General features: G+C 64.7%; 17 protein-coding genes and 1 riboswitch. All 17 genes read left to right on the forward strand.

What is annotated here, in order from left to right:
• Complete coding sequence (gene ychF, locus B8V81_RS02525; RefSeq protein WP_028598952.1) at positions 1-1,101, forward strand: redox-regulated ATPase YchF; 1,101 nt, start codon at positions 1-3, stop codon at positions 1,099-1,101.
• 161 nt (positions 1,102-1,262) lie between these two features.
• Positions 1,263-2,336 carry a peptide chain release factor 1 gene (gene prfA / locus B8V81_RS02530; protein WP_028598953.1) on the forward strand — a complete coding sequence of 358 codons (1,074 nt, stop codon included), beginning with the start codon at positions 1,263-1,265 and terminating at the stop codon, positions 2,334-2,336.
• Positions 2,337-2,527: 191 nt separating this feature from the next.
• Positions 2,528-3,619, forward strand: a complete 1,092-nt coding sequence (locus B8V81_RS02535) for a N5-glutamine methyltransferase family protein (RefSeq protein ID WP_244912698.1) — start codon at positions 2,528-2,530, stop codon at positions 3,617-3,619.
• 128 nt (positions 3,620-3,747) lie between these two features.
• Positions 3,748-4,524, forward strand: a complete 777-nt coding sequence (gene spoIIR / locus B8V81_RS02540) for a stage II sporulation protein R (protein ID WP_101807614.1) — start codon at positions 3,748-3,750, stop codon at positions 4,522-4,524.
• Between the two features lie 224 nt (positions 4,525-4,748).
• Positions 4,749-5,975 carry an L-threonylcarbamoyladenylate synthase gene (locus tag B8V81_RS02545; RefSeq protein WP_244912699.1) on the forward strand — a complete coding sequence of 409 codons (1,227 nt, stop codon included), beginning with the start codon at positions 4,749-4,751 and terminating at the stop codon, positions 5,973-5,975.
• A gap of 658 nt (positions 5,976-6,633) precedes the next feature.
• On the forward strand, positions 6,634-7,203 hold the full coding sequence (locus tag B8V81_RS02550) for a manganese efflux pump MntP (RefSeq protein ID WP_101807616.1): 570 nt from the start codon (positions 6,634-6,636) through the stop codon (positions 7,201-7,203).
• Positions 7,204-7,235: 32 nt separating this feature from the next.
• Positions 7,236-7,814 carry a low molecular weight protein arginine phosphatase gene (locus B8V81_RS02555; RefSeq protein WP_101807617.1) on the forward strand — a complete coding sequence of 193 codons (579 nt, stop codon included), beginning with the start codon at positions 7,236-7,238 and terminating at the stop codon, positions 7,812-7,814.
• 177 nt (positions 7,815-7,991) lie between these two features.
• Positions 7,992-8,073, forward strand: a riboswitch (ZMP/ZTP riboswitch).
• Positions 8,074-8,195: 122 nt separating this feature from the next.
• Positions 8,196-8,792: a TIGR01440 family protein gene (locus B8V81_RS02560; RefSeq protein ID WP_028598959.1), complete on the forward strand. Its 597-nt coding sequence runs from the start codon at positions 8,196-8,198 to the stop codon at positions 8,790-8,792.
• Positions 8,793-8,834: 42 nt separating this feature from the next.
• Positions 8,835-10,082 carry a serine hydroxymethyltransferase gene (locus B8V81_RS02565; RefSeq protein WP_028598960.1) on the forward strand — a complete coding sequence of 416 codons (1,248 nt, stop codon included), beginning with the start codon at positions 8,835-8,837 and terminating at the stop codon, positions 10,080-10,082.
• A gap of 211 nt (positions 10,083-10,293) precedes the next feature.
• Positions 10,294-10,923 carry a uracil phosphoribosyltransferase gene (gene upp, locus B8V81_RS02570; protein ID WP_028598961.1) on the forward strand — a complete coding sequence of 210 codons (630 nt, stop codon included), beginning with the start codon at positions 10,294-10,296 and terminating at the stop codon, positions 10,921-10,923.
• Positions 10,924-10,946: 23 nt separating this feature from the next.
• Positions 10,947-12,092: a non-hydrolyzing UDP-N-acetylglucosamine 2-epimerase gene (wecB, locus tag B8V81_RS02575; RefSeq protein ID WP_028598962.1), complete on the forward strand. Its 1,146-nt coding sequence runs from the start codon at positions 10,947-10,949 to the stop codon at positions 12,090-12,092.
• Positions 12,093-12,278: 186 nt separating this feature from the next.
• The gene (locus B8V81_RS02580) at positions 12,279-12,500 is read left to right on the forward strand and encodes an AtpZ/AtpI family protein (protein WP_028598963.1); all 222 of its coding nucleotides are present in this window, start codon (positions 12,279-12,281) and stop codon (positions 12,498-12,500) included.
• On the forward strand, positions 12,493-12,873 hold the full coding sequence (locus B8V81_RS02585; RefSeq protein ID WP_028598964.1) for an ATP synthase subunit I: 381 nt from the start codon (positions 12,493-12,495) through the stop codon (positions 12,871-12,873). The genes B8V81_RS02580 and B8V81_RS02585 overlap by 8 nt, the downstream gene beginning before the upstream one ends.
• A gap of 11 nt (positions 12,874-12,884) precedes the next feature.
• Entirely contained in the window at positions 12,885-13,637 is a 753-nt protein-coding gene (gene atpB / locus B8V81_RS02590) for a F0F1 ATP synthase subunit A (protein WP_028598965.1), read from the forward strand.
• A gap of 98 nt (positions 13,638-13,735) precedes the next feature.
• Positions 13,736-13,948: a F0F1 ATP synthase subunit C gene (gene atpE / locus B8V81_RS02595; RefSeq protein WP_021880553.1), complete on the forward strand. Its 213-nt coding sequence runs from the start codon at positions 13,736-13,738 to the stop codon at positions 13,946-13,948.
• A 94-nt stretch (positions 13,949-14,042) separates the two neighbouring features.
• Positions 14,043-14,525 carry a F0F1 ATP synthase subunit B gene (atpF, locus tag B8V81_RS02600; protein WP_101807618.1) on the forward strand — a complete coding sequence of 161 codons (483 nt, stop codon included), beginning with the start codon at positions 14,043-14,045 and terminating at the stop codon, positions 14,523-14,525.
• Positions 14,522-15,070: a F0F1 ATP synthase subunit delta gene (locus B8V81_RS02605; protein WP_101807619.1), complete on the forward strand. Its 549-nt coding sequence runs from the start codon at positions 14,522-14,524 to the stop codon at positions 15,068-15,070. The genes atpF and B8V81_RS02605 overlap by 4 nt, the downstream gene beginning before the upstream one ends.
• Positions 15,071-15,082: the final 12 nt, after the last annotated feature.

Genomic DNA, 15,082 nt, shown 5'->3' on the forward strand with positions numbered 1-15,082 from the left:
TTGGCGCTCTCATGCGGCATCGTCGGTCTCCCGAACGTCGGGAAGTCGACGCTTTTCAATGCAATCACCCAGGCGGGAGCCGAGTCCGCCAACTATCCGTTCTGTACGATCGACCCCAACGTCGGCGTCGTGGAAGTGCCCGACGAGCGTCTCGATAAATTGACCGAGCTGGTCGTGCCCAAGCAGACCGTGCCGACCGCCTTCGAGTTCGTCGACATCGCGGGCCTCGTGGCCGGCGCGAGCAAGGGCGAGGGACTGGGCAACAAGTTCCTCGCGCATATCCGCGAGGTGGACGCGATCGTCCACGTCGTGCGCTGCTTCCAGGACGAGAACATCACCCATGTCTCCGGCAAGGTCGATCCGCTGGGCGACATCCAGACGATCAACCTCGAGCTGATCCTCGCGGACATCGACTCCGTCGACCGCCGCATCGACCGCTCGCGCAAGAACATGAAGGGCGGCAACAAGCAGTACGCCCAGGAGGTCGAGGTGCTCGAGCGCCTCAAGGCCGCTCTCTACGAGGACCGCGCGGCGCGCAGCGTCGAGCTGACCGAGGAGGAGCGCGTGCTCGTGCGCGACCTGCATCTGCTGACGATGAAGCCGGTGCTGTACGCGGCCAACGTGAGCGAGGAAGAGGTGGCGGACGCCGAGGGCAACCCGTACGTCAAGCTCGTGCGCGAGTTCGCCGCGGCCGAGAACGCCGAGGTCGTGCCGATCAGCGCCAAGGTCGAGGCGGAGATCGCCGAGCTCGAGGGCGAGGACAAGGCGATGTTCCTCGAGGAGCTCGGCATGCAGGAGTCGGGCTTGAACCGCCTCATCCGCAGCGCGTACAAGCTGCTCGGCCTGTACACGTACTTCACGGCCGGCGTGCAGGAAGTGCGCGCCTGGACGATCCGCAAGGGCATGAAGGCGCCGCAGGCGGCCGGCGTCATCCACACCGACTTCGAGCGCGGCTTCATCCGCGCCGAGGTCGTCGCCTACGACGACCTGGTCGCCGCAGGCTCCATGAACGTCGCCCGCGAGCGCGGCCAGCTGCGCCTGGAGGGCAAGGAGTACGTCGTGCAGGACGGCGACGTCATGCATTTCCGCTTCAACGTCTAGGACGGCCGGGCGCCGGACGAGACTCGGCCTCGCTGGAGCCCCGGCTCCCGCGGGGCTTTTCGCATGACCGTTTATGTTCTCCCGTCATATATGGTATAATGAAGGGCAAGGCATTTATCCAAGAACCTACGATACGCAATCCCATACAGAGGTGAAGTCTGGTGTTGGACCGATTACAAGCGCTGGCCGACCGATACGACAAGCTGAGCGAGCTGCTGTGCGATCCGGATGTATCCAGCGATCCTAAGCGGCTGCGCGATCTTTCCAAGGAGCAGTCGGATCTGCAGGGCGCATACGACGCCTATACGGAATACAAGCAAGTGCATGCCCAGTACGAGGACGCCAAGGCGATGCAGGCGGAGAAGCTCGACGACGAGATGCGCGAGATGGTCAAGATGGAGCTCGAGGAGCTCGGCGCGCGCCTCGAGCAGCTTGCCGAGGAAGTGCGCGTCCTGCTGCTGCCCAAGGATCCCAACGACGACAAAAACGTCATCGTCGAGATCCGCGGCGCGGCCGGCGGCGACGAGGCGGCGCTGTTCGCGTCGGATCTGTACCGCATGTACACCCGCTTCTCGGAATCCCAGGGCTGGCGCGTCGAGCTGATGGACGCGAGCGAGAGCGATCTCGGCGGCTTCAAGGAAGTCATCTTCAAGATTTCCGGCAAGGGCGCCTACAGCAAGCTCAAGTTCGAGAGCGGCGCGCATCGCGTGCAGCGCATCCCGGTGACGGAGTCCGGCGGGCGCATCCATACGTCGACATCGACGGTGGCGGTCATGCCGGAGGTCGAGGAGGTCGAGGTCGAGATTCTCGACAAGGACATCCGCGTCGACACGTTCTGCTCGAGCGGCGCGGGCGGCCAGTCCGTCAACACGACCAAGTCGGCCGTGCGCGTGACGCATGTGCCGACCGGCATCGTGGCGACCTGCCAGGACGGCAAGTCGCAGAACGAGAACAAGGCCAAGGCGCTGCAGGTGCTGCGCGCCCGCATCTACGACATCCATCGCCAGGAAGAAGAGGCGAAGATCGCCGGCGAGCGCAAGAGCAAGGTCGGCACGGGCGACCGCAGCGAGCGCATCCGCACGTACAACTTCCCGCAGAGCCGGGTGACGGACCATCGCATCGGCCTGACGTTGCATCGCCTCGACTCCGTGATGAACGGCGACATGACGGAGATCATCAACTCGCTGTCGGTGGCGGAGCAGGCGGAGCTGCTGGAGAAGGAAAACCTCGCCTGATCGAAGCCGCCCGGAGCATCTGACGGCGCAGGCCGGCGGCGATGATCCGAGCAGGCGCGCAAGCGAAGCAAAAAGCTTCTCCCGTCCGGGAGGGGCTTTTTTGCGATCAGGACTCCTCGCGCGCGCGTTCGGGCGGAACGGAGCCGGAGTCGAATTCTAAAGGACAAGGGAAACGGAAAGGGGCGGCGGGCATGGAGCATCGGGAGCTGAAGGACGCAGCGGAGGGCGCTGCGCTTCGGGAGGAGATGGAGTCAGCCAGGGAATACCGGCTGCCTGCGGCAGCGACGATCGCCGAGGCGAAGCGCCATGCGGCGGGCTATTTGGCGGAGCGCGGCGTGGACGAGCCGGAGGACAATGTCTCGCTGCTGCTGCAGCATGTGCTCGGCCGCAGCCGGACCGAGCTGATGCTCGGGGCGCGCGAGCCTTTCCCGGTGGACCGGGAAACGGCGTGGAACGACGCGATCCGGCGCAAGGGCCGGGGGGAGCCGGCGCAGTATATCGCCGGCGAGCAGTGGTTCTACGGGCGGGCGTTCGCCGTGTCGTCGGCCGTGCTCATCCCGCGGCCGGAGACGGAGCTGCTCGTCGAGGCGGTGCTGCAGGCGGCCGACCGGCTGTGGCCGGAGGCGAAGGGCTCTGCCCGTGCGGCGGAGCATCCGCCGGCTTCGGGGCAAGACGGCGCTGCGGCCGGGGCTGGCGGCGAGGCGGGGAGCGCCGCTCATGGCGCGGCCTGCGCCGTGCCGCCCAGCGGGCCGATCGCGCTGGACGTCGGTACCGGCAGCGGCGCGATCGCGCTGACGCTGGCGTCCGAGCGTCCGGGCTGGCAGGTGTACGCCTCCGACCTGTCGGCGGCGGCGCTGGCCGTCGCCCGCGCCAATGCAGAGAGGCTCGGAGCCCCGGCGCGAGGCTTCGCGGAAGGCGATCTGCTCGCCCCTGTCCTCCCGGGCAGCGGCTCGCCGTTCGAGGGGCTTGCGGTCGACATCCTCGTGTCCAATCCGCCCTATATTCCGGCTGCGGACTTGGCCGGGCTGCAGCCGGAGGTGCGGGACTACGAGCCGCGACTCGCGCTGGACGGCGGAGCGGACGGGCTGGACCCGTACCGCCGGATGGCGGAGCAGCTGCGCGGCATGGCGTCTCTTCCGCGCATCGTCGCCTTCGAGCTCGGCATCGGCCAGACCCGGCAAGTCGCCGGCCTGCTGGAGGCATTCGGCTGGTGGGACGACATCCGGATCGTGACCGACTACGGCGGCATCGAGCGCCATGTCGTGGCGGCGCGCACCCGCTAGCCGGGCCGGACTCGAATCTCTTTTTCCATCTGCTAGTTTAAAAGAATCGCGGACGGACATACTGAAGGTAGAAAGCGTTCCGGAACGCAAGCGGCGGTGCCGACGGGTGCCCGAGAGGAGCTTGTGTCATGCTTGGATCATCCCTTTCCTATTCTTCCGTATCCCGCACTTCTTCTTATTCTTCCGTCCGCCGCCCTTATGCCGCTGCGCCGCATGCGTACCGCTTCCCGTTCCGCCTCTCTCACCTGTACCTGCTCGTCAGCCTGGCCGTGCTGCTCATGAGCTGGGAGTCCGTGCGGGAAAACGCGGCGATCGCGCCGGGCGGAATTCCGAACGAGGCGATCCGCCTCCGCATCCTCGCCAATTCCGACTCGGCGGTCGACCAGGCCGTCAAGCGCGCTGTCCGCGACGCGGTCGTCGCCGAGATGAACGGCTGGGCCGCCGGCCCGCAGACGATCGAGCAAGCCCGCGCGGCGCTCCAGGCCCGCATGGGCGACATCGAAGCGGTCGTAGCCCGCAAGCTGCAGGCGCGCGGCTTCGACTATGGCTTCAAGGCCGAGCTCGGCCTTGCGGAATTCCCGACCAAGATCTACGGGGAAAAGGTGTATCCCGCCGGGGACTACGAAGCGCTGCGGATTACGCTCGGCGCAGGCGACGGTCAGAACTGGTGGTGCGTGCTGTTCCCGCCGCTCTGCTTTGTCGACGCGGACTCCGGCGAGGCCGTGCCGAAGGCGGAAGCGGCCGCCGCCAAGGGCGGTGCCGTGCAGGCGAGCGCATCCGTACAGGATGGAGCCAAGACGACGGCAGCGGCCCCGGCGGAGCCGGGCGAGGCTCCGCAAGCGAAGTTTTTCGTATGGGAGCTGCTGGAGTCTCTGTTCGCCTTCCTGCGCGGCTTGTTCGCCTAAAGGAAAATGAGGTCGGGCGCCGCGGTCGCGGAGTCCGGCCTTTTCGGTTCCGGTTCCGGGCGCAGCGTCCGGCCGATCGTCGTTTTTCCGCTGCGGATCGCGAAGCGCTGCCTTGGTTTTCGCTTGCCGCGGCCCTCGCCGCTGCAGGGGCGAGCTTGGACGGAGCCGGCGATGAAGGGTATACTGGTACCATGCAAAACGCAGCGGATGGATGGGATGATCGCATGTCTGACAAGCTTCACGAAACGAACCGGCCGACGAAGCGCTGGCCCTCTGCGGAGGGCGGGGCGCTGACGGAGGCCGAGCTGAACGAGGCGGCCGCCCTGCTGGCTGCCGGGGAGACGGTCGCCTTTCCGACCGAGACGGTATACGGGCTGGGAGCCGACGCGCGCAGCACTGAGGCGGTGGAGCAGGTGTTCCGGGCCAAGGGGCGTCCGTCCGACAACCCGCTCATCGTGCATATCGCCGGCATGGAGCAGCTGCGCGGGCTCGTCCGGCCGCTTGGCGAGGCGGAGCGCCGGCTGGCGGAGCGGTTTTGGCCGGGACCGCTCACGCTCGTCCTGCGCGCCGTGCCCGGCGCCGTATCTCCGCGCGTGACCGCAGGGCTGGATACGGTCGCCGTGCGCATGCCGGACCATGAGGTGGCGCTGCGGCTCATCCGCGCCGCCGGCTGTCCGGTGGCGGCCCCGAGCGCGAACCGCTCGGGGCGTCCGAGCCCGACGGCCGCGCGGCATGTGCAGGAAGACCTCGGCGGCCGCATCGCCGGCATCGTGGACGGCGGGCCGACGGGCGTCGGCTTGGAGTCGACCGTCGTCGAATGCGCCGGTCCGGACTCGGTCCGCATCTTGCGGCCGGGCGGAGTGACGCCGGAGCAGCTGCGGGCCGCGGGCTTCGAGGTGCTGCTGGAGGTAGACGGCGCGGGCGGGCACGCCGATCCGGCGCAAGCGTTCGAGGAAGGGATGGGCGCAAGCCCTGGCGGCGCTTCTGGAGAAGGCGCGCCTGCCAGGGATGCTGCCGCAAAGCTTGCCGAGGCGCCGCCGACCGCTCCGGCCTCCGCAGCGGCCGTGCCTGCCGCCGCCCCGCGTTCGCCCGGCATGAAGTACGCGCACTACGCTCCGCGCGGCGAGATGCGGCTGATCGCCGGCGATCGCGAGCGGGTGCGCGCGGCCGTCCAGGCTGCGGCCGACGAGGCTCGCGGCCGGGGGCGGCGCGTCGGCATCCTCGCTTACGAGGAGACGACGGCGGCCTATCGGGCCGACATCGTGCTCGCCTGCGGCTCGCTGGCGGCGCCGGAGACGGCGGCGCAGTCGCTGTACGCCGTGCTGCGCGAGTTCGACGAGCGAGGCGCGGAGGTCATCTGGGCAGAGGGCTGCCCGACGGACGGCATCGGCCTCGCGCTGATGAATCGATTATCTAAGGCTGCGGGGGGCAGGGTCGAGCATATCGACTGACGTCCCGCAGCCAGCCGGAGGCGAAGAAAGGCTGCGGGTGGCAGGGTCGAGCATATCGACTGACGTCCCGCAGCCAGCCGGAGGCGGAGAAGGGCTGAGGGTGGCAGGGTCGAGCATATCGACTGACGTCGCGCAGCCAGCCGGAGGCGAAAAAAGGCTGCGGGGGGCAGGGTCGAGCATATCGACTGACGTCCCGCAGCCAGCCGGAGGCGGAGAAGGGCTGCGGGGGGCAGAGTCGAGCACATCGACTGACGTCGCGCAGCCAGCGGAAGGCGAGCAGGAGCGGAGGGGACGGAATCCTCTTGGAGAAGCGCCAGCGGTTCCCTTGAAGGCCGGGTTCCTTCCATATTGGAAAGGAAGATCAAAGGAACCTGGGCTTCAGCGGAATCGGAAAGAGGATCCGTCCGCGGAGCGGCGTTTGCGTAAGTCCCCCGCCACTCGTCTACATAGCGGCGTTTGCGTAAGTCCCCCGCCACTCGTCTACATAGCGGCGTTTGCGTAAGTCCTCCGCCACTCGTCTACATAGCGGCGTAACTTCTCGGCAACCCGCCCCTGCGCCCCCGCCTCTACGCGAACGCAGGCCAAGCCAATCATATTCCGTTCCCTTGTCCGCATAGGCTGGATAGAACAAGCCATCGGACAAGGGGAGATCGAGACCATGTTGGAAGCTACTCTGCACGAAGGACAGCTGCTCACGCTCCTGATCATGGCGCTCGCGCTCGGAATGGACGCGTTCTCGCTCGGAGTCGGCATCGGCATGCGGGGCATCCGCCTGCTGGACATCCTCAAGCTGAGCGCGGTCATCGGACTGTTCCACGTCCTCATGCCGCTCGTCGGCATCGCGGCGGGACAATACATGAGCCTGCTGCTCGGCCATGTCGCGACGCTGGTCGCCGGGCTGCTGCTCCTTCTGCTGGGGGGGCATATGCTGTTCGTATCTCTGCGCGGCGGGGAGGAGCTCGGTCCCTCCTTCGCCGACCACCGCACGACGGGCGGCCTGCTGCTGTTTGCGCTCAGCGTGAGCGTGGATTCGTTCTCCGTCGGCATCTCGCTCGGCATGTTCGCCGCCGACGCGCTGCTGACGATATTGCTGTTCGGCCTCGCCGGCGGACTGATGTCCGTGCTCGGGCTGCTGGCCGGTCGGCGCATCGGCCGCAGCCTCGGCAGCTATGGAGAGGCTGCGGGCGGCGCCATCTTAATGACCTTCGGCATCCTCTTCCTGCTCTAGGGGGGGCCGGGGCAAAAGGAGGGGTGAATCCGATGAAACCGGTTCGCATCTTGTTCGTGTGCACAGGCAATACCTGCCGCTCGCCGATGGCCGAAGCGCTGCTTCGCGCCGAAGCCGCAGGCACAGGCATCGAGCTCGAGGTGCGCTCAGCCGGCGTGGCGGCCTCCTCGGGCATGTCGGTGTCGCGCCATGCGCGGGAGGCGCTGCGCCGTGCCGGCATCCAGCACGAAGGCTCGTCTTCCCCGGTGAGCGGAGAGCTGGTCCGCTGGGCAGACCTCATCCTCGCGATGACCGGCTCGCATCGCCGGACGCTGCTGCAAGCCTTCCCGCAAGCGGCGGACAAGCTGCATACGCTGCTGGAGTACGCCGCCGGCGATCGTTTGGCGGAGCTGGACCGGCTGTACGGGGAGCGCGAGCTGGAGCGCTCGCTCGGCAGGCCGCCGGAGCCGGAGCTGGAGCGGCGCATCGCGGAGCTGGAGCGGACGGTCCGCGGCGGCGACATCGCCGATCCGTTCGGCGGCCCGCTGGAGGAGTACGAGGCCTGCGCGGCGGAAATCCGGCAGGCCGTGCGCGCCGTCCTGCGCCGGCTGAGCGAGGAGCGGCGGGACTGAGCCTGGGCGGCCCTCTCCCGGCTGTCCCGCGAGCGGGCTTGGAACGAGCCCATCCGATCCGCTGCCCATCTGCTCGCGTCGCCGGCTCCGTCCGGAGCTCCGAAAGGCCGCTTCGCGGCCGCTCGCGAGCATTGACAGTCCGCTTTCCGATAGGCTATGATGAGGGCAAGCAACAGCGGTTTCCGATGTGACTGGCGACGAAGTGGGTCCAACCACGATGGAGCATCGGAACATACGGCCGGTCGCCTGGGCAGAGAGCGTGTGCGCGATTTTTTCGCGCGCAGAGCTCTCTTTTCGTTTTTTTCAGACCTCTCGTCTAAAGGGAGCCCGTTTCGGTATAATAGGACACGAACGGCATCCACGGTCAGGAGGGATAGCATCATGGACAGGAATGCAGCATCGCCGGAGGCGATCGCCTCCGGCGTCGAGACGCTGATCCGCGAGCTGGCGGCCGGCGGCCGGCTGCTGCCGGGACAGCTGCTCGTTTTCGGCGTCAGCACGAGCGAGGTGCTCGGCCGCCGCATCGGCACCTCCGGCAGCGGCGAGGCGGCCCGGGCCATTTTCGCGGGCATGGAGAGAGCTCGAGCCGATCTCGGCTTCGTGCCGGCGTTCCAGTGCTGCGAGCATCTCAATCGGGCGCTCGTGGTGGAACGGTCCGCCGCCGAGCGGTTCGGCCTGGAGCCGGTGAACGCCGTGCCGGTGCCCGGCGCGGGCGGCTCGATGGCCGCCCACGCGTTCCGCCGGCTGGCGGATGCCTGCCTGGTCGAATCGGTGCAGGCGCAGGCGGGCATCGACATCGGCGAGACGCTGATCGGGATGCATCTAAAGCGCGTCGCCGTGCCGGTCCGTCCTTCCGTACGGACGATCGGCGAGGCTCGCGTGACGATGGCGTACGCGCGGCCGAGGCTCATCGGCGGCCCGCGCGCGGTCTACGAGCTGCCGCCGGACGCCGGGACGGAGACGGGCAGCTGCGACTAGAGGGAAGCAATCATCATTTACCATAGGGAGGACTTATCGATCATGGACCAACTCCGCAAGCAAGACCCTGAAGTGCTCAAGGCAATGGGACTGGAGCTGAAGCGCCAGCGCGACAACATCGAGCTGATCGCATCCGAGAACATCGTCAGCGAGGCGGTGCTCGAGGCGATGGGCACCGTGCTCACCAACAAGTACGCCGAAGGCTACCCGGGCAAGCGCTACTACGGCGGCTGCGAGCATGTCGACATCGTCGAGGACATCGCGCGCGATCGCGCGAAGGAGCTGTTCGGCGCGGAGCATGCCAACGTGCAGCCGCACTCCGGCGCGCAGGCCAACATGGCCGTCTACCTTGCCGCCCTCAAGCCTGGCGACACCGTGCTCGGCATGAACCTCGCCCACGGCGGCCATCTGACCCACGGCAGCCCGGTCAACGCCTCCGGCCTCTACTACAACTTCGTCGCCTACGGCGTCCAGGAAGACAGCTTCACGATCAACTACGACGACCTGCGCAAGGCCGCCTTCAAGCATCGTCCGCGCATGATCGTCGCCGGCGCCAGCGCCTACCCGCGCATCATCGACTTCGAGAAGATCGGCCAGATCGCCAAGGACGTCGGCGCGCTGTTCTTCGTCGACATGGCCCACATCGCCGGCCTCGTGGCGGCGGGCCTGCATCCGAGCCCGGTGCCGCACGCGCACTTCGTCACGACGACGACGCACAAGACGCTGCGCGGACCGCGCGGCGGCCTCATCCTGACGACCAAGGCATGGGCGGCGGCGATCGACAAGGCCGTCTTCCCGGGCTCCCAGGGCGGACCGCTCATGCACATCATCGCGGCCAAGGCCGTCGCTCTCGGCGAGGCGCTGCAGCCGGAGTTCAAGACGTACGCGCAGAACGTCATCTCCAACGCCAAGGTGCTGTCCGAGGAGCTGATCGCCCGCGGCCACAACATCGTGTCCGGCGGCACGGACAACCATCTCATGCTGCTTGATACGCGCGGCTTGAACATCACCGGCAAGGAAGCCGAGCATGTGCTCGACTCCGTCGGCATCACCGTCAACAAAAACGCCATTCCGTTCGATCCGACGAGCCCGTTCGTCACGAGCGGCATCCGCATCGGCACGCCGGCGGCGACGACGCGCGGCATGGACGCCGACGCCATGCGCACGATCGCCGAGGTCATCGACCTGACGCTGCGCAGCCCGCAGGACGAGGCGGCGCTGGACAAAGCGCGCGGCCTCGTGCGCGATCTGACCGCGCGCTTCCCGCTCTATCCGAGCATCCAATACTAAAGCGGATCCGCTCCGCCGCAAGCCCCTTTTCCTTCCCGATCCAGCGGGAGGGAGGAGGGGCTGCTTCGGCATGCGGACGGCCCCGCTCCTTTTTGCCGGTTCGTGACGATGCTTGATGCGCCGCCCTGCTGGGAATGCTATAATAGTTGGGATTATGCCCCGGGACGCCGGGGACAAGCAAATTCAAGCGAATACCAGGAGGGCAACCCCCATGAGCAATCTGGTCGTCTGTGACCATCCACTCATTCAGCACAAGCTGACGTTCATCCGCGACAAGGACACCAAGACAAAAGACTTCCGAGAGCTTGTCGACGAGGTCGCCACATTGATGGCGTACGAGATTACGAGGGACATGCCGCTCGATACGATCACGGTCGAGACGCCGGTCGCGACGGCCCAGTCCAAGGTGCTGTCCGGCCGCATGCTCGGCATCGTGCCGATCCTGCGCGCAGGCCTCGGCATGGTCGACGGCATCCTCAAGCTGATTCCTGCCGCCAAGGTGGGGCATATCGGATTGTCGCGCGACCATGAGACGCTCCAGCCGACCGAATATTATATGAACCTTCCGACCGACGCCACGGAACGGCTGCTCATCGTCGTCGACCCGATGCTCGCTACGGGGGGCTCGGCCAACGCGGCGATCGGCTCGCTCAAGAAGCGCGGCTGCACGCAGATCAAGCTGATGGTGCTGATCGCCTCGCCGGAAGGCGTGCGCGCCGTCCAGGAGGCTCATCCCGACGTGGACATCTACGCCGCCGCCGTCGACGAGAGGCTCAATGAGCTGGGCTACATCATCCCGGGGCTCGGAGATGCCGGAGACCGGATGTTCGGCACGAAATAATTTTCTGATGGGAGAGGTATAAGTTGGACAAGCTGAAAGTGATGACCATATTCGGGACGCGTCCCGAGGCCGTCAAGATGGCGCCGCTCGTGCTGGAGCTTCAGAAGCATCCCGAGCAGATCGAGTCGATCGTATGCGTCACCGCGCAGCATCGCCAGATGCTTGACCAGGTGCTGGAGCTGTTCCGCATCGAGCCCGACTACGACCTCAACGTGATGAAGGACCGCCAGACGCTGACGGAGACGACAGTCCGCGTGCTCGAAGGGCTCGAGCCGGTGCTGCGCGAGTCGCAGCCGGATATCGTGCTGGTCCACGGCGATACGCAGACGACGTTCCTGGCCAGCTATGCGTCGTTCCTGCAGCAGATCCAGGTCGGCCATGTCGAAGCGGGGCTTCGCACCTGGAACAAGATGTCTCCGTATCCGGAGGAGATGAACCGTCAGCTGGCCGGCGTGCTGTCGGACGTGCATTTCGCGCCGACGGAGTGGTCCGCAGGCAATCTCCGCAAGGAGAACAAGTCCGAGGCGTCGATCTACGTCACGGGCAACACGGCGACGGACGTCTTCCAGTATACGGTCGACCCTGCCTTTACCCATCCGATGCTGGAATGGGCGGCCGGCAAGCGTCTGATCCTCATGACCGCGCATCGCCGCGAGTCGCTTGGAGAGCCGCATCGCAGCATCTTCCGGGCGGTGAAGCGCATCGCCGACGAGTTCGACGACATCGCGATCGTCTACGCCGTGCATCCGAATCCGGCCGTGCGCGAGCCCGCGCAGGAAATTCTCGGCGATCATGAGCGCATCCGCCTGATCGAGCCGCTTGACGTATTTGAATTCCATAATTTCTATCCTCACGCGTACATGATCCTCACGGATTCCGGCGGCATGCAGGAGGAGGCGCCGAGCTTCGGCGTGCCGACGCTCGTGCTGCGCGATACGACGGAGCGTCCCGAAGGGATCGAGGCCGGCACGCTGGAGCTGGTCGGCACGGACGAGAGCCGCGTCTACGATCGGACGAGAGCGCTGCTGACCGACAGGGGAACGTACGAGCGCATGAGCCAGGCCGCCAATCCGTACGGAGACGGGGCGGCGTCGGAGCGGATCGTGCGCGCGATCCTGCATCATTTTGGCAGGGGCGAGCGGCCCGATGCGTTCACACAACGTTCATAGTTTTTGCGAGGCGGCGGTCAAGTCCAACAACAGCCTAGCATACAGTTCTACTGTATGGTTTGGAAGTTCGCCAAATCCCGTCAAATCAACGTTTTTTATCCCAAGTTCACGGAAAGTTTGCTATTATCAAAATTGACAAACCTTCGGCGGCTTGGATAAAATGATGAAGGTTGATGGGGGACACTCATGACCAAAAAGGGCAAGGGAGAGGACCCGCTGAAGGCGCTTGCGCTTGTCGGCGCTCTCGGAATCGACGTGGCGATCTGCACGCTGATCGGCTACTGGCTTGGAGCAAGGTTCGGAGGAACTCCGGGATGGATCATCGCGGGGGTTTTGACGGGGCTTGCGGCAGGCATCGTTTCGGTCGTCTTCATTGTAAGAAAGGTTTTGGAGGACAGCAATGAATGAAGTGCTCAAGATGACCAGGTCCGTCGTCGTGCTGCTCTTCGCCATCAGTCTGCTGATCTGGGGCATCGTTCCCGATTGGCGCGCGGCGGCGGCCGGATGCATGCTTGGCATCGCAGCAGGATCGTTCAACGCCTTTCTCCTGCGCAGGCGCGTGGATTGGATCGGTGTCATGGCTCAAGGGGACAAACCCCGCCGTGCCGGAACGGGCATGGCCGGCAGGCTCGCGATGGTGCTGCTCGCCGTCATGATCGCCTACCGCTATCCCGAAGACATCAGTCTCCCCGCTACACTGGCTTCATGTTTTGCGGTGCCTTTTGTCATACTGGTATGCGCTTTCTTCAAGCTTGGCCGACCACGCAGTGGAAAGGGGTGAAACATTAAGGTATGCACAAATTTCCGATTTACACTTGGAATGGAATCGACTTCGATTTATCGGCCATCATTGCGATTACGATCTCGGCCATCCTGACGTTTGTGTTGGCTAGGCTGCTCACGCGCAAGCTGTCGGTTGCCAATCCGTCCAAAACACAGAACTTCATGGAATGGGCCGTGGATTTTGTCCATTCGACGATCGCAAGCACGATGCCGCTCAATCGGGTTCGGCCCTTCCTCGGCCTTGGCTTGACGCTTATCCTGTTCATTTTCATCTCGAACCTGCTCGGTCTTCCATTTGGCATCGTGACGTACGTCCATGAGCCGATGCTCGGCATCACGGCCGACGACATCGCGCATGGACATGCCGAACTCGCTTGGTGGAAATCTCCGACAGCAGACTTGTCCGTCACTTCCGGGCTTGCGCTGATCGTGTTCCTGCTGGTCCATTTCCTGGGCATGAAGCAAAACACCAAACATTATTTCCAGCATTACTTCAAGCCTTACCCGATTTTCTTCCCGCTGAACATCATCGAGACGATCGCGAAGCCGGTCACGCTGGCTCTTCGTCTGTTCGCCAACATCTTCGCGGGCGAGGTGCTGATCTCCACCATCCTCATGCTTGGCGTTATCGGTACGCCGTTCATGATTGCATGGCAGGGCTTCAGTATATTCGTAGGCGCCATCCAGGCGTTCCTGTTCACGATCCTCACCATGGTGTACATCTCGCAAGCCGCCATCCATGACGATGACGGCGCGCACTAGATCCGCAGCAGTTCGTGCTGGACGCGAGGCAATTCGCCCGCTCGTTCGGTGTTAGACATATTCCACTCACTACCCAATTCAGAGGAGGATTTTAAACAATGGAAGTATTGGCAGCAGCTATCGCAGTTGGTCTGGGCGCAGTAGGCGCAGGCGTAGGTAACGGTCTGATCGTCAGCAAAACGGTAGAAGGCATCTCCCGCCAGCCGGAAGCAGCAAGCAAGCTGCAAACGACGATGTTCATCGGCGTAGGTATCGTCGAGGTCGTGCCGATCATCGGCGTCGTTATCGGCTTCCTCGCGTTCTTCAGCTAATTTCAAGAAACCTATTCGTATGGCGGGGAAGGCCAATTGCCCTCCACGCCTTCGTTTTAATTGAGTGTGAAATGCATGTGAAAGGAGTGCCGTTATGGATTGGAAATGGACGTCTTTTGTATACGCGATCGTGGCGTTTCTCATTCTTTACTGGCTTCTGAACCGATACGCTTTCAAACCGTTGTTCTCCATCATGGAGCAGCGCCGCCAGATGGTGCTTGAGCAGATGAACGCTGCGGAGAACAGCCGCAAGGAAGCTTCCGCCGAAATGGAAGCGCAGAAGCAAGCGCTGGCGCAAGCCCGCCAGGAAGCGAACGAGATCATCGAGAAAGCCCGCATCACCAGCACGAAGCAGGCCGACGGCATCGTCGACACCGCCCGTGCCGAAGCGGCCCGCCTCAAGGAAGAGGCCGTGCGCGACATCGAGAGCGAGAAGAACAAGGCCATCGCTTCCCTGCGCAGCGAAGTAGGCAGCATCTCCGTCGCGATCGCTTCCAAGATCGTGGAGAAGCAGATCGACGAGAAATCGCAAGAGCAGATCGTTGATCGCTATCTGAAAGAAGTCAGCAGCAAATGAGCCGCGACAACGTCATCGCGAAAAGATATGCGCAGGCGCTGTACGAAGTCGCGGGCACTCAAGGGATCGTTTCCGAGGTGCGCCAGCAGCTGCAGCTTGTCTCCGAGGCGCTGAACGGCGACGCGGACGTGCTGCGCTTCCTCGGCACTCCGGGCATCGAAGCCTCCGAGAAAACGGAGCTCGTCAAAAAAGCGATCGGGGACCGCGTGTCCTCTATTGTTCTGAATATCGTCACGCTGCTCATCGAGCGCGGCCGCTACGCGGCCATCGGCGAGGTGTATGCGGCCTACAGCCGGATCGCGGACAAGGCATCCGGCGAATCGCGCGCGACGATCTATACGGCCCTCCCGCTGTCGGCGGTTGAGCTTTCCAAAGTCGTTCAGCAGTTCAGCTCCCTGTCGGGCAGCCGGATCATCGGCGAGCAGGTCGTAGATCCATCCCTGATCGGCGGCGTGAAGGTGCGCATCGGCGACAAGATTTACGATGGCTCTCTCTCCGGCAAGCTGGAGCGGCTGAGCAAGCAAATGAATTCCCAAGCACTGTAGACAGGGGTGAAG

Source organism: Paenibacillus pasadenensis (assembly GCF_002864175.1).
GTDB classification, from domain to species: Bacteria; Bacillota; Bacilli; order Paenibacillales; family Paenibacillaceae; genus Paenibacillus_O; species Paenibacillus_O pasadenensis.

Coding starts and splice junctions, on each gene's coding strand:
- B8V81_RS02535 (WP_244912698.1), top strand. CDS start 2,528: ATGGAGCATCGGGAGCTGAAGGACGCAGCGGAGGGCGCTGCGCTTCGG.
- spoIIR (WP_101807614.1), top strand. CDS start 3,748: ATGCTTGGATCATCCCTTTCCTATTCTTCCGTATCCCGCACTTCTTCT.
- B8V81_RS02545 (WP_244912699.1), top strand. CDS start 4,749: ATGTCTGACAAGCTTCACGAAACGAACCGGCCGACGAAGCGCTGGCCC.
- B8V81_RS02550 (WP_101807616.1), top strand. CDS start 6,634: ATGTTGGAAGCTACTCTGCACGAAGGACAGCTGCTCACGCTCCTGATC.
- B8V81_RS02555 (WP_101807617.1), top strand. CDS start 7,236: ATGAAACCGGTTCGCATCTTGTTCGTGTGCACAGGCAATACCTGCCGC.
- B8V81_RS02560 (WP_028598959.1), top strand. CDS start 8,196: ATGGACAGGAATGCAGCATCGCCGGAGGCGATCGCCTCCGGCGTCGAG.
- B8V81_RS02565 (WP_028598960.1), top strand. CDS start 8,835: ATGGACCAACTCCGCAAGCAAGACCCTGAAGTGCTCAAGGCAATGGGA.
- upp (WP_028598961.1), top strand. CDS start 10,294: ATGAGCAATCTGGTCGTCTGTGACCATCCACTCATTCAGCACAAGCTG.
- B8V81_RS02580 (WP_028598963.1), top strand. CDS start 12,279: ATGACCAAAAAGGGCAAGGGAGAGGACCCGCTGAAGGCGCTTGCGCTT.
- B8V81_RS02585 (WP_028598964.1), top strand. CDS start 12,493: ATGAATGAAGTGCTCAAGATGACCAGGTCCGTCGTCGTGCTGCTCTTC.
- atpB (WP_028598965.1), top strand. CDS start 12,885: ATGCACAAATTTCCGATTTACACTTGGAATGGAATCGACTTCGATTTA.
- atpE (WP_021880553.1), top strand. CDS start 13,736: ATGGAAGTATTGGCAGCAGCTATCGCAGTTGGTCTGGGCGCAGTAGGC.
- atpF (WP_101807618.1), top strand. CDS start 14,043: ATGGATTGGAAATGGACGTCTTTTGTATACGCGATCGTGGCGTTTCTC.
- B8V81_RS02605 (WP_101807619.1), top strand. CDS start 14,522: ATGAGCCGCGACAACGTCATCGCGAAAAGATATGCGCAGGCGCTGTAC.